Raw genomic sequence first — 12,517 nt, 5'->3', positions numbered from 1 at the left:
GAGGGATAACAAGATGGGTTTGCTGAGCCTTGCAATCTGGACGCCGATCTTCTTCGGCGTCGTGCTGCTGGCCCTGGGCCGCGACGATCAGGCGCACGTGGTGCGCTGGGTCGCGCTGGTGGGCGCCATTGCCGGCCTGGCCGTCACCGTGCCGCTGTACACCGGCTTCGAGCTGGGCACCGCCGCCATGCAGTTCGTCGAGAAGCGCGCCTGGATCGAGAACTTCAACGTCAACTACCACCTGGGCGTGGACGGCATCTCGCTCTGGCTGATCTTGCTGACCGCCTTCATCAACGTGGTGGTGGTGGTGGCGAGCTGGGAGTCGATCACCTCGCGCGTCAACCAGTACATGGGCGCCTTCCTGATCCTCTCGGGTCTGATGATCGGCGTCTTCAGCGCGCAGGACGCGATGCTGTTCTACGTGTTCTTCGAAGCCACGCTGATCCCGATGTACCTGATCATCGGCATCTGGGGTGGCCCGAACAAGATCTACGCGGCCTTCAAGTTCTTCCTGTACACCCTGCTGGGCTCGCTGCTCATGCTGGTGGCCCTGATCTACCTGTACACGCAGTCCGGCGGCAGCTTCGCGCTGGCCGACTGGTACAAGCTGCCCCTGGGCGGCACCGCGCAGACCCTGCTGTTCTTCGCCTTCTTCGCCGCCTTCGCGGTGAAGGTGCCGATGTGGCCGGTGCACACCTGGCTGCCCGACGTGCACGTGGAAGCCCCCACCGGCGGTTCGGCCGTGCTGGCGGCCATCATGCTCAAGCTGGGTGCCTACGGTTTCCTGCGCTTCTCGCTGCCCATCCTGCCCGATGCCGCGCACGAATGGGCCTGGCTGATGATCGCGCTCTCGCTCATCGCCGTGATCTACGTGGGCCTGGTCGCCATGGTGCAGCAGGACATGAAGAAACTCGTGGCCTATTCGTCGGTCGCCCACATGGGCTTCGTCACCCTGGGCTTCTTCGTCTTCAGCGACCTCGGCGTCTCCGGCGCGATCGTGCAGATGATCGCCCACGGCTTCGTCTCGGCCGCCATGTTCCTGGGCATCGGCGTGCTGTACGACCGCGTGCACTCGCGCGAGATCGCCGACTACGGCGGCGTGGTCAACACCATGCCCAAGTTCGCCGCTTTCGCGCTGCTTTTCACCATGGCCAACTGCGGCCTGCCGGGCACCGCCGGTTTCGTGGGCGAGTGGATGGTCATCATCGCCGCCGTCAAGGCCAACTTCTGGATCGGCCTGCTGGCCGCCTCGGCCCTGATTTTCGGCGCCGCGTACTCGCTGTGGATGTACAAGCGGGTCTACCTCGGCAGCGTGGGCAACGACAACGTCAAGGCCCTGGTCGACATCAACGCGCGCGAATTCCTGGTGCTGGGCGTGCTGGCGCTGGCCGTGCTCTACATGGGTGTCTATCCCAAGCCCTTCACCGACGTGATGGATGCGTCCGTGGCCGAACTGCTGCGCCACGTCGCCATCTCCAAACTGAACTGAGCTCACGCTACACGAGAGAACGCTCACATGATTGACAAGCTCAGCTGGGTCGCGGCCTACCCAGAAATCCTCCTGATGACGATGGCCTGCGTGATCGCGCTGGTCGATCTGGCGGTGAAGACGCCGCTGCGCGGCGTCACCTACGGCCTGACGCTGCTGACGCTGGGCGTCATCGCGGTGCTGCAGGGCCTGGCCGCGAGCTCGGGCAACACCGTCTACGGCTTCGGCGGCATGATCGTCAGCGACCCCATGGGCAACTGGCTCAAGTGCTTCGCCTCCATCGCCATGATGGTCACCTTCGTGTACGGCCGTGCCTATTCGGGCCAGCGCGACATGCTGCGCGGCGGCGAGCTGTTCAGCCTGGGCATGTTCGCGCTGCTGGGCATGTTCGTCATGATCTCCAGCCACCACTTCCTGGTGATCTACCTCGGTCTGGAGCTGCTCACGCTCTCCAGCTACGCCCTGGTGGCGCTGCGCCGCGACGACGTGAAGGCCACGGAAGCGGCCATGAAGTACTTCGTGCTGGGCGCGCTGGCCAGCGGTTTCCTGCTCTACGGCCTGTCCATGGTCTATGGCGCCACCGGTTCGCTGAACCTCACCGAGGTGATGCTGACCATCGCGGGCGGCGACGACACGCTCGTGGGCTCGCCGCAGGTGCTCACCCTTGGCCTGGTGTTCGTGGTGGCCGGCCTGGCCTTCAAGCTCGGCGTGGTGCCCTTCCACATGTGGGTGCCCGACGTGTACCACGGTGCGCCGACCGCCATCACCCTGATGATCGGTGGCGCACCCAAGCTGGCCGCCTTCGCCATCGTGATCCGCCTGCTGGTCGAAGGCCTGCAGCCGCTGGCCGTGGACTGGCAGCAGATGCTCGCGGTGCTCGCCGTCATGTCGCTGCTGGTGGGCAACCTCGCCGCCATCGCGCAGAACAACCTCAAGCGCATGCTGGCTTTCTCGACCATCGCGCAGATGGGCTTCCTGATGCTGGGCCTGCTCGCGGGCGTGGTGCAGGGCGCCGACGGCCTGGACAGCAGCAACATGGCCAACGCCTACGGCTCGTCCATGTTCTATGTCGTCACCTACGTGCTGACCACGCTGGGCACCTTCGGTGTGATCCTGCTGCTCTCGCGCAGCGGCTTCGAGTCGGAGAACATCAGCGACCTGGCCGGCCTGAACCAGCGCAGCCCGCTGTACGCCGGCGTCATGGCGGTCTGCATGTTCTCGCTGGCCGGTGTGCCGCCGCTGGTGGGTTTCTACGCCAAGCTCGCCGTGCTGCAGGCGCTGCTGGCTTCGAGCGCCGCGTTCTATGTGGGCCTGGCCGTGTTCGCGGTGATCATGTCGCTGATCGGCGCGTTCTATTACCTGCGCGTGGTCAAGATCATGTACTTCGATGCGCCCACGCAGACCGCCGAGATCGAGGCCGGGCTGGACGCGCGCGCGGTGCTCTCGGTCAACGGCCTGCTGGTGCTGGTGCTCGGCATCGTGCCTGGCGGCCTCATGACCCTGTGCGCCCAGGCCGTGGCGCAACTGCTGGCCTGATCGCGTTGGCGGCGCACCGGTGAACTTGCCGGTGGCCGCCGGCTCACACCGTTCCATGACCCACACACTCTCTGTCTGGCTGGTGCTGATCACCGCCTTCGTCGCGGCCAACCTGCCTTTCCTCAACAACCGTTGGCTGGCCGTGCTGCCGCGCCGCGCGCCCAAGACGCTGTGGATGCGCGTGGGTGAACTGGTGCTGCTGTACTTCTTGGTCGGTGCGTTGGGCCTGGCGCTCGAACGCGACGCCGGCCAGATCGCCCCCCAGGGCTGGGAGTTCTACGCCACCACGGGTTCGCTGTTCCTGACCTTGGCCTTCCCCGGCTTCGTCTACCGCTACCTGTTTCGCCGCCGCGGCTGATGGCCGAGCTGCCCATGGCCGACGACAGCCACCTCCGAGAAACCCCGCTGTCGCGCACCGAGTTGCTGCGCGGGCATTTCCTGCACGTGGTGCGCGACACCGTGCGCATGCCCGATGGCGCCCACGCCACGCGCGAGTTCGTGCTGCACCCGGGCGCCGTGATGGTGATCGGCCTGCTGGACGATGGCCGCGTGGTGATGGAGCGGCAGTTCCGCCACCCCATGCAGGCGGTGATGATCGAATTCCCCGCCGGCAAGCTCGACGCGGGCGAGGGCAGCCTGGCGTGCGCGCAGCGCGAGCTGCTCGAGGAAACGGGTTACAGCGCCCGCGAATGGGCCTTCGCCGGCCGGCTCGCGCCCACCATCGCCTATTCCGACGAAGTCATCGACATCTGGTTCGCGCGCGGCCTCACGCTCGGTGAGCGCCAGCTCGACGAAGGCGAATTCCTGGACGTGTTCGCCGCCACCCCCGCCGAGCTGCAGGCCTGGTGTTTCAGCGGCGAGGTGATCGACTGCAAGACCCTGATCGGCTCCATGTGGCTGCAGAACGTGCAGCGCGGCGAATGGGTTCTGGAGTGGGCCACCCACCCGAACGGGGCGGATGCGGGACAATCCGGGGCATGAAGGTCCTCAACCTGCAGTGCGCGCACCAGCACGAGTTCGAAGGCTGGTTCGGCTCCGAAGACGACTACACGAGCCAGCTCGAGCGCGGCCTGGTGTCGTGCCCGATGTGTGGCGATGTGCACATTCAGAAGAAGCTCTCGGCACCGAGGCTGAATCTGCGCGCCGGCCGCCAGGAGGCGCAGGCGCCGGCCGAACCGGCCGCCGGCACGGCGGTGGCCATGAGCAACCACGGCGGCCAGCCCGACCTGGTGGCCATGCAGGCGCGCATCATGCAGGCGCTGCGCGAGGTGATGGCGAACACCGAAGACGTGGGTGAACGTTTCGCCGACGAAGCCCGGGCCATGCACCATGGCGAGGTCGAGCATCGGCAGATCCGGGGCCAGGCCAGCCCGCAGGAAGCCCTCGAACTGATGGAGGAGGGCATCGAGGTGATCGCCTTGCCCTCCGTGCCCGGCATCAAAGAAACGCTGCAGTAGCCTCTCCGAGGCGCGTGCCTCACCCCAGAGATGCCGTGGAACCGGCTTCGCCGGGCCACAGGCATCGTCCCCCCTCCAAGCGCCGAAGGCGCGCCAGAGAGGGGGGAAGCCGCGCAGCGGCGCAGGGGGAGTTACGGATACAGGCCTCGCAGGTCGCGCGCGTGCAGGATGCGCTTGCAGGCCACGATGAAGGTCGCCGTGCGCAGGCTCACCTTGTTCTCGTCGGCCACCTGCCACACGGCGGCGAAGGCGTCCTTCATGATCTTGACCAGGCGGGCGTTGATCTCGTCCTCGCTCCAGAAGAAGCTGGAGAAGTCCTGCACCCACTCGAAGTAGCTCACCGTCACGCCGCCGGCGTTGGCGATCACGTCGGGCAGCACCAGCACGTTGCGCTCGTGCAGGATGTCGTCGGCCTGCGGCGTGGTCGGGCCGTTGGCGCCCTCGATCACCATGCGCGCCTGGATGCGGCCGGCGTTGGCCTCGGTGATCTGCGATTCGAGCGCGGCGGGGATGAGGATGTCGCAGGGCACGTCCCAGAAGGCGTCGTTGGCCATCACTTCGGCACCGGCAAAACCCGCCACCGTGCCGGCGCGCTTCACATGGTCCAGCAGCGCGGGCACGTCGAGGCCGGCCTCGCGGTAGATGGTGCCGCCGTGGTCCTGCACCGCGACCACCTTGGCGCCGGCCTCGGCGAACAGCTTGCCGGCCACGCCGCCCACGTTGCCGAAGCCCTGCACGGCCACGCGCGCGGTGGACACGTCCAGGCCGATGCGGCGCGCCGCTTCCACGCCCACGGTGAACACGCCGCGGCCCGTGGCCTCGCGCCGGCCCAGCGAGCCGCCCAGGTCCACCGGCTTGCCGGTGACCACGCCGGTGGCGGTGGCACCCTCGTTCATCGAGTAGGTGTCCATCATCCAGGCCATGATCTGCTCGTTCGTGTTCACGTCCGGCGCCGGGATGTCCTTGGTCGGACCGATGATGATGCCGATCTCGCTCGTGTAGCGGCGCGTCACGCGCTCGAGCTCACCGATCGTGAGCTGGCGCGGGTCCACGCGGATGCCGCCCTTGGCACCGCCGTAGGGCACGTTCACCGCCGCGTTCTTGATCGACATCCAGGCCGACAGGGCCATCACCTCGGACAGCGTCACGTCCTGGTGGAAACGAACACCACCCTTGCCCGGGCCGCGCGAGGTGTTGTGCTGCACGCGGTAACCCTCGAAGTGGGCCACGGTGCCGTTGTCCAGGTGGATCGGCACGTCCACGATCAGCGTGCGCTTGGGCCGCTTGAGGGTGTCGACCCAGCGCGCCAGCGGGCCCAGGTAGGGCGCGACACGGTCCACCTGTTGCAGGTAGACGCCCCAGGGGCCGAGGTGCTTGGGGTCGAGGTAGGAGGGGAGGGCTTGCGTGAAAACGGCCGGGGCGCTGGTGGCGCTGCCGGCCGGAAGGGGCGGTGTTTGTGACATGGAAGATTCCTTGTGGTGTGTGGCCCTGTGCTGAGCCAACAAGCGGAAGCTTACGGAGATGCCTTCTTCATGTCCAAGGCCATGATGCCATCGTGTTATGCATCGATTGCATAGTTGAACTTTTTTCTACAGATGGGCTACACGTTGAACTGCAGCGCCGCCAGCCCCGCGTACACGCCGCCCTGCGCCACCAGCTCGGCGTGCGTGCCCTGTTCCACCAGCCGGCCGTGGTCGAGCACCACGATGCGGTCGGCCTGCTGCACCGTGGCCAAGCGGTGGGCGATCACGAGCGTGGTGCGGTCCTTCATGGCCGATTCCAGCGCGGCCTGCACCATGCGCTCGCTCTGCGCGTCCAGCGCGCTGGTGGCCTCGTCGAGCAGCAGCAGGGGCGGGTTCTTGAGCATGGCGCGCGCGATCGCGATGCGCTGGCGCTGCCCGCCCGAGAGCCGCACGCCGCGCTCGCCCAGGAAGGTGTCGTAACCCTCTGGCAGTTTCTCGATGAACTCGTCGGCGAAGGCGGCCGCCGCCGCCGCGCGCACCTCGGCGTCGCTCGCGCCGGGCTTGCCGTAGCGGATGTTCTCCATCGCGCTGCTGGAGAAGATCACCGGGTCCTGCGGCACGATGCCGATGCGCTGGCGCAGCGCGTGCAGGTCCAGCTGGTCGATCGGCACACCGTCGAGCCGGATGCTGCCCAGCGCCGGGTCGTAGTAGCGCAGCAGCAGGCCGAACACGGTCGTCTTGCCCGCGCCGCTGGGCCCGACCAGCGCCACCGTCTGCCCCGGCTGCACGGCCAGCGTGAAACCGCTGAGCGCCGCCTGCGCCGGGCGCGAGGGGTAGTGGAAGGTGACGTCGTCGAAGGCCAGCGCGCTGCCGCCTTGCGGTGCCGGCGCCTGCAAGGGCCGCGCGGGTGACTGCACCGGCGATTCACTGGCCAGCAGCTCCATCAGCCGTTCGCTCGCGCCCGCGGCGCGCAGCAGGTCGCCATACACCTCGCCCAGCACCCCCACCGCGCCGGCCAGGATGATGATGTAGACCACGGTCTGGCCCAGGTGCCCGGGCGTGATGGTGCCGGCCAGCACCGCCTGCGTGCCCTGGTACAGGCCCCAGAGCAGCAGCGCGGCCGTGCTGATGATGATGAAGGCCACCATGCCGGCGCGGGCCTTGGTGCGGCGGATGGCGGTGACGAAGGCGCTCTCCGTCGAGTCCTTGAAGCGCCCCGCCTCGCGGTCTTCGGCGGTGTAGCTCTGCACGATGGGGATGGCGTTGAGCACCTCGGCCGCGATCGCGCTGGAGTCGGCCACGCGGTCCTGGCTGGCGCGCGAGAGCTTGCGCACGCGCCGGCCGAACCACATGCTGGGCAGCACCACCAGCAGGATGATCAGCAGCACCTGCAGCATCACATACGGGTTGGTCCACACCAGCATGATCAGCGCGCCGATGCCCATCACGCCATTGCGCAGGCCCATGGAGAGCGAGGAGCCCACCACGGTCTGCACCAGCGTGGTGTCGGTGGTCAGGCGCGAGAGCACCTCGCCGGTCTGCGTGGTCTCGAAGAACTGCGGGCTCTGCCGCAGCACGTGGCTGTAGACCGCGTGGCGCAGGTCGGCCGTGATGCGTTCGCCCAGCCAGCTCACCAAGTAGAAGCGCGCGGCGGAGAACAGGCCCAGGGCCACCGCCACGGCGAAGAGTTCGAGGAAGTGGCCGCGCAGCCCCATGGCCTGCGCGCTGCGGTCGCCCGCCACCAGGCCGCCGTCGATCAGGCCGCGCAGGGCCACCGGAAACAGCAGCGTGGCAACGGCCGCCAGCACCAGGAACAGCATCGCCAGCACGATCTGGGTGCGGTAGGGCCGCATGAAGGGCAGCAGGCCGCCGAGCGAGGTGGGCGATTCGGCTTTGGGGCGGTCGGAGGAGGGTGTGGGCATGGTGCAGAGTGTGCCGGTTTTGGGGGCCGGGCGTGAATGGGGGCTCGGTGCTAGGATGCCTCCCAATTTTTCAATTTCAAGGGACGGGGATGGCACAACAGGACGATTTCGCGCCCACCGTGGCGCTGGCGGATGAGCGCGCCGCGGCGGCGGCGCAGGCGCTGGACATCCGGTTCACCGGCTCGGGCAGCGAGTACTTCCGCATCTGGATCGTGAACCTGCTGCTCACGCTGGTCACCCTCACCCTGTATGCGCCGTTCGCGCGCGCGCGGCGCATCGCCTACTTCCAGAACAACACCCTGGTCGGCGGCGACCCGCTGGGCTTCCACGCCGACCCCTGGAAGATGTTCCGCGGCTACCTGCTGGTGCTGCTGCTGGGCGTGGGTTACTGGGCGGTGTCGAACTTCCTGCCCCACCTGGCGTGGATCGCGCTGCTGGTTTTCATGGTGCTCTGGCCCGCGCTGTGGCGCGCCTCGCTGCAGTTCCGGCTGCGCAACACCAGCTGGCGCGGCGTGCGCCTGAGCTTCGCGGGGGATCTGAAGGGCGCCTACCTCAGCATGCTGCCCTTCTTCCTGCCCGCGCTGGCCTTCGTGCTGTTCCTGCCCGCCGTGACCGAAGGCGAAGAGATGGCGCCCGAGGTGGCCCGGCGCAGCGGCATCGTGATCGGCTCGGTGGTGCTGCTCTTCACGGCGCTCATGCCCTGGCTCCTGGCGCGCATCAAACGCTACCAGCATGGGGGCTATGTGTTCGCGCAGCAGCGCACGCAGCTGGACACCGGCACCGGCCGCTTCTACGGGCTGTTCCTGAAAACGGGAGGTGTGAGCCTGCTGGTGGGCCTGGTGGGCGCCGCGCTGGTCGCCCTGGTGCTGTTCGTGCTGGCGCGTGGCATGTTCGGCGACCTGGCGGCCGGCCAGCGGCGGGCCCTGGTGGCGCTGGTGGTGCCGGTGGCGCTGGGGGTGATCTACCTGCTGATCCCGCTGGTGAGCGCCCCGTACTTCGGCGCGCGTTTCCAGGACCTGCTGTGGAACGGCACGCGCAGCGAGAAGGTCCGCTTCGGCAGCGCGCTGCGCTTTCGCAGCCTGTTCCGCGTCACCCTGGTCAACTGGCTGCTGATCGTGGTCACGCTGGGCCTGTACTGGCCCTTCGCCAAGGTGCGCACCGCGCGCCTGAAGCTCGAGGCCATGTCCTTGGCGGTCGATGGGCCGGTGGATGACTGGCTGGCGAGCGCGCAGCAGGCCGGCAAGGGGGTGCTGGGCGACGCGGCCGGCGACTTCTTCGGCATGGACATGGGGCTCTGATGGGCGCTGCGCCGGCCTCGCTTCACAGCCAGTGGTTCGACGGCCAGTCGCCCAGGCCGCGCGCGGTGACGCTGCGCGTGGAGGCGGGCGAGCTGCTCATGCAAGCGGGTGAGGACACGCGGCGCTACCCGCTGGCGCGCGTGCGCTGGCCGGAGCGGCGCACGCACGGCCAGCGCCAGGCCGAGTTGCCCGACGGCGGTCTCATCCAGCACGCCGATGCGGCGGCGTGGGACGCCTGGGCGCAGGCCAGCGGTTTGCAGGACAGCGCGGTGGTGGGCTGGATGCAGAGCTGGCGCGCCGCGCTGGTGGCGCTCGCGGGTTCGGTGGTGTTCCTGGGGGCCGCCTGGTTGTGGGGCGTGCCGTGGTTGAGCCAGACGCTGGCGCACCAGGTGCCGGATTCGCTGGACCGGCATGTGGGGCAGCAGAGCCTGCAGCAGCTGGACCGTCTGTTTCTGCGACCCAGCGCCTTGCCGCAGAAGCGGCAGGACGAGTTGCGCCAGCGTTTCAAGTCGCTGGTGGATCGTGCTTATCCGCAGGGGGATGCGCCGCACTGGGAGCTGGCGTTCCATGCCTCGCCGGTGTTGGGCGCGAACGCGTTTGCGTTGCCGGGTGGTTACATGGTGATGACGGACGAGTTGGTGGAGTTGTTGCACGACCAGCCGGATGCGTTGGTGGGTGTGCTGGCGCACGAGTTGGGCCATGTGGAGCACCGTGATGGGCTGGACATGGTGGTGCGCGCGAGTCTGATCAGTGCGCTGGTGGGGGTGGTGTTGGGGGATGCGAGCGGTTTTCTGGCCACGGTGCCGGCGACGTTGGCGACCCAGGCCTATTCGCGCGATACCGAGCGGCGCGCGGATGCGCATGCGGCTCGGCTGATGCACGCGGGGGGTGTGCCGCCGGCGGCCATGGCGGTGTTTTTCGAGCGCATGCTTGTTGAGGCCGACAAGGACTCTTCTCCGCAGGATGAGGAGGACCGTGTGTCGTTGCCCATCGCGATTGGCAGCCATCCGGATCACTTGGAACGCATCCGGTTTTTTCGGGAGTGGCGGCCTGAGGACTCGCGCTAGTTTCTGGCCTTGCACCTCGCGCTAGTTTCTGACCTTGCACCTCGCGCTGCCGGATGGCGTGGTCCGCGTTCTCCGGCGCTGCTCGCGGACGGCTGCCCGGGTTCGCCACCGTTACCTCGTCAACTCCGCCCCCTCACTCAGGCTCTGTGGCAACCGCGAATGGGCGCCTGCGCCCGCGAACCCCACCATCCGTCGAGAGGGAGGGAATAAAACGCCATTCAAATGAAACTTGAATTCAACCACTTGAATGCCAACCATGCCACTGGGTCGATGGTGCGGGTGGCCGGGCGCAGGCGCCCATTCGCGGTTGCCACAGAGGGTGAGTGAGCGGGTGGTGTTGACGAAGCGGTATGCGAGCGCCCGGGCAGCCGTCCGCGAGCAGCGCCGGAGAACGGCCACCCGCACCAGCGGCCCCGAGACCAAGTTGGCGTGGCACCAGCGGCCCCAAGACCAAGCCACACGAACCAAAACCACGCCCTGTGGCAACATGACCACCCTAAAAGGAGCCACCACATGATCACCCTGGAATTCCTGATCACCTCCCTCATCGTCGTCCTCATCCCCGGCACAGGCGTGGTGTTCACCGTGTCCGCCGGGCTGGTGCAGGGAAAGCGGGCCAGCCTGTTCGCCTCACTCGGCTGCACCCTGGGCATCGTGCCCCACCTGCTGGCCACCGTGCTCGGCCTCGCCGCCGTCATGCACACCAGCGCGCTCGCCTTCCAACTCCTCAAATACGCCGGCGTCGCCTACCTCCTCTACCTGGCCATCGCCACCTGGCGCGACCGCTCGGCCTTCGTGGTGCAGGAAGGCGGCGCACGGCGCAGCGCCCTCAGCCTCACCGTCAAAGCCTTCCTGCTCAACATCCTCAACCCCAAACTCACCATCTTCTTCCTCGCCTTCCTGCCCCAGTTCGTCGACCCCGCCGCCACCTCGCCCCTGGGCCAACTGCTGCTGCTCAGCGGCGTCTTCATGGCCATGACCTTCGGCGTCTTCGTGCTCTACGGCCTGCTCGCGCACGCCTTCCGCCGCGCGGTCATCGACTCGCCGCGCGTGCAGGACTGGCTGCGCCGCGGCTTCTCCGCCGCCTTCGCCGGCCTGGGCGCGCAACTCGCGTTCACCGAACGCTGACGCACCGCGCTCACAGCACCAGCCGCTGCACGTAGCCCGTCATCTCCAGATACCCCCGCCCCACAGCCTTGCCGTTGCTGTCGATCAGGTCGGACAGCCCTTCCCAATACACCGTGCCGGTGCTCGAACGGCTGTCGAGTTCCTGCGGGTCGATGACGGCCTTCACCGTGTAGAAATCGCCCGGCGTGCGCACCACCCACTCCACCGGGTAGCGCGCGCGCGTGAGCGGGCTGGTCCACCAGCGCCGGGGCTGGAAGTCCACCTCGCCCGGGCTGAAGCGGTAGAGGTCGGTGGCGCTCTGCGCGCTGCCCGCCGCGCGGAACGAGCCGCCCGCCCAGAGCTTGCTGCCGTCCTTGCGGCGCAGCTGGAAGGCAGTGAGGCTGTGGCCGTCGAAGAGGTTCATGCCGATCCAGTCCCAGCCCACCGCCTCGGGGTGCAGCAGGGCCTCGCTCCATTCGTGGTCCAGCCAGGCGGTGCCGCGCACCTCGAAGCGCTGGCCTTTGAGCGCCAGCGTGCCTTGCACGGCCAGGTGCGGCTGGCTCACGTAGAAGCTGGCCTGCGACGCGTCCGGCCCCTTGCGCGAAAACCCCTGGTCGCCCTGCAGCAGCCAGGCCTGCTGCGGCCCCGCCTGCAGATCGATGCCGAGTTCGTCGCCCACCACGCGCGCGGTGTAGTGGCCGTTGTCGGGCCGGCGCCGCAGCGACCAGTCGCGCAGCACCACCTGCGTGTCCTCGGCGCTGGCGAACACGCCGCGCTCGGCGACTGGCGCGGGCGGCTCGCCGTCCCAGCGCGCGATGCGCTGGTCGTGCAGCAAGCGGCCGCCCTGCACGTCGGTGATGGCCGCGTGCGCGAACAGCAGCTGCTTCGCGGCCAGCGGGCCGCGCAGGGCCTGCGTGCCGTCCACGCGGCTGCGGAAGAACGTCACCTGGAAACCGAAGTCGCGCCCGGCCGCGTCCTTCGCCTGGCCGGTGAGGTACCACCATTCGGTGCGCGTCTCGTTGTGCGTGCCGTGGTCGCGCGGGAACACGAGTGGGCGCGGCCGCAGCGCATCGCCCGGGCGGTGCGCCGGTTGTGCATGAACCAGGGGCCAGGCCAGCCCCGCCGCACCCAGCAGCAGGTGCCGCCGCGTGGGAAGCCCGGGCCGATTCATGGCGCCA

At 68.3% G+C, this 12,517-nt stretch carries 11 protein-coding genes; 8 read left to right on the top strand and 3 right to left on the bottom strand.

Annotated features, from left to right (window positions below; translation table 11 throughout):
- Window positions 1-13 precede the first annotated feature (13 nt).
- The 5 genes from AC1Q9M_RS11320 to AC1Q9M_RS11300 are packed head-to-tail and all read left to right on the top strand — an operon-like array spanning window position 14 to window position 4,482.
- Window positions 14-1,489: an NADH-quinone oxidoreductase subunit M gene (locus AC1Q9M_RS11320; protein WP_291120474.1), complete on the top strand. Its 1,476-nt coding sequence runs from the start codon at window positions 14-16 to the stop codon at window positions 1,487-1,489.
- A 27-nt stretch (window positions 1,490-1,516) separates the two neighbouring features.
- Entirely contained in the window at window positions 1,517-3,025 is a 1,509-nt protein-coding gene (nuoN, locus tag AC1Q9M_RS11315) for an NADH-quinone oxidoreductase subunit NuoN (RefSeq protein ID WP_382320767.1), read from the top strand.
- Window positions 3,026-3,080: 55 nt separating this feature from the next.
- On the top strand, window positions 3,081-3,383 hold the full coding sequence (locus AC1Q9M_RS11310; protein WP_291120470.1) for a DUF2818 family protein: 303 nt from the start codon (window positions 3,081-3,083) through the stop codon (window positions 3,381-3,383).
- A complete protein-coding gene (locus AC1Q9M_RS11305) occupies window positions 3,383-4,006 on the top strand; it encodes an NUDIX domain-containing protein (RefSeq protein WP_382320765.1) in 624 nt (207 codons plus the stop codon). Before AC1Q9M_RS11310 ends, AC1Q9M_RS11305 begins: the two co-directional genes overlap by 1 nt.
- The gene (locus AC1Q9M_RS11300; protein ID WP_444686958.1) at window positions 4,003-4,482 is read left to right on the top strand and encodes a DUF1178 family protein; all 480 of its coding nucleotides are present in this window, start codon (window positions 4,003-4,005) and stop codon (window positions 4,480-4,482) included. Before AC1Q9M_RS11305 ends, AC1Q9M_RS11300 begins: the two co-directional genes overlap by 4 nt.
- A gap of 131 nt (window positions 4,483-4,613) precedes the next feature.
- Here AC1Q9M_RS11300 and AC1Q9M_RS11295 read toward each other — a convergent pair whose 3' ends face one another.
- Both AC1Q9M_RS11295 and AC1Q9M_RS11290 read right to left on the bottom strand, forming a co-directional pair.
- Entirely contained in the window at window positions 4,614-5,945 is a 1,332-nt protein-coding gene (locus AC1Q9M_RS11295) for a Glu/Leu/Phe/Val family dehydrogenase (protein ID WP_382320760.1), read from the bottom strand.
- Window positions 5,946-6,082: 137 nt separating this feature from the next.
- Window positions 6,083-7,867 carry an ABC transporter transmembrane domain-containing protein gene (locus AC1Q9M_RS11290; protein ID WP_382320758.1) on the bottom strand — a complete coding sequence of 595 codons (1,785 nt, stop codon included), beginning with the start codon at window positions 7,865-7,867 and terminating at the stop codon, window positions 6,083-6,085.
- 89 nt (window positions 7,868-7,956) lie between these two features.
- Between AC1Q9M_RS11290 and AC1Q9M_RS11285 the strand changes: the two genes are divergently transcribed.
- The 3 genes from AC1Q9M_RS11285 (at window position 7,957) to AC1Q9M_RS11275 (ending at window position 11,360) form a co-directional block, all read left to right on the top strand.
- Window positions 7,957-9,165 carry a YjgN family protein gene (locus tag AC1Q9M_RS11285; protein ID WP_382320756.1) on the top strand — a complete coding sequence of 403 codons (1,209 nt, stop codon included), beginning with the start codon at window positions 7,957-7,959 and terminating at the stop codon, window positions 9,163-9,165.
- On the top strand, window positions 9,165-10,232 hold the full coding sequence (locus tag AC1Q9M_RS11280; protein ID WP_492433802.1) for a M48 family metallopeptidase: 1,068 nt from the start codon (window positions 9,165-9,167) through the stop codon (window positions 10,230-10,232). The genes AC1Q9M_RS11285 and AC1Q9M_RS11280 overlap by 1 nt, the downstream gene beginning before the upstream one ends.
- A gap of 513 nt (window positions 10,233-10,745) precedes the next feature.
- Window positions 10,746-11,360: a LysE family translocator gene (locus AC1Q9M_RS11275; RefSeq protein WP_382156544.1), complete on the top strand. Its 615-nt coding sequence runs from the start codon at window positions 10,746-10,748 to the stop codon at window positions 11,358-11,360.
- Window positions 11,361-11,370: 10 nt separating this feature from the next.
- Here the strand turns inward: AC1Q9M_RS11275 and AC1Q9M_RS11270 are convergent, their stop codons facing one another.
- Window positions 11,371-12,510, bottom strand: a complete 1,140-nt coding sequence (locus tag AC1Q9M_RS11270; RefSeq protein WP_492433800.1) for a lipocalin-like domain-containing protein — start codon at window positions 12,508-12,510, stop codon at window positions 11,371-11,373.
- Between the last annotated feature and the right edge of the window lie 7 nt (window positions 12,511-12,517).

The sequence above is a fragment of the Hydrogenophaga sp. GW823-FHT04C09 genome (assembly GCF_058796355.1).
This window is presented reverse-complemented; position numbering and strand designations above follow the sequence as displayed.

Excerpts from the sequence above, each read along its gene's own strand:
- AC1Q9M_RS11290 (WP_382320758.1), bottom strand. The coding sequence starts at position 7,867 with ATGCCCACACCCTCCTCCGACCGCCCCAAAGCCGAATCGCCCACCTCG.
- AC1Q9M_RS11305 (WP_382320765.1), top strand. The coding sequence starts at position 3,383 with ATGGCCGAGCTGCCCATGGCCGACGACAGCCACCTCCGAGAAACCCCG.
- AC1Q9M_RS11295 (WP_382320760.1), bottom strand. The coding sequence starts at position 5,945 with ATGTCACAAACACCGCCCCTTCCGGCCGGCAGCGCCACCAGCGCCCCG.
- AC1Q9M_RS11280 (WP_492433802.1), top strand. The coding sequence starts at position 9,165 with ATGGGCGCTGCGCCGGCCTCGCTTCACAGCCAGTGGTTCGACGGCCAG.
- AC1Q9M_RS11270 (WP_492433800.1), bottom strand. The coding sequence starts at position 12,510 with ATGAATCGGCCCGGGCTTCCCACGCGGCGGCACCTGCTGCTGGGTGCG.
- AC1Q9M_RS11285 (WP_382320756.1), top strand. The coding sequence starts at position 7,957 with ATGGCACAACAGGACGATTTCGCGCCCACCGTGGCGCTGGCGGATGAG.
- nuoN (WP_382320767.1), top strand. The coding sequence starts at position 1,517 with ATGATTGACAAGCTCAGCTGGGTCGCGGCCTACCCAGAAATCCTCCTG.
- AC1Q9M_RS11320 (WP_291120474.1), top strand. The coding sequence starts at position 14 with ATGGGTTTGCTGAGCCTTGCAATCTGGACGCCGATCTTCTTCGGCGTC.
- AC1Q9M_RS11300 (WP_444686958.1), top strand. The coding sequence starts at position 4,003 with ATGAAGGTCCTCAACCTGCAGTGCGCGCACCAGCACGAGTTCGAAGGC.
- AC1Q9M_RS11275 (WP_382156544.1), top strand. The coding sequence starts at position 10,746 with ATGATCACCCTGGAATTCCTGATCACCTCCCTCATCGTCGTCCTCATC.
- AC1Q9M_RS11310 (WP_291120470.1), top strand. The coding sequence starts at position 3,081 with ATGACCCACACACTCTCTGTCTGGCTGGTGCTGATCACCGCCTTCGTC.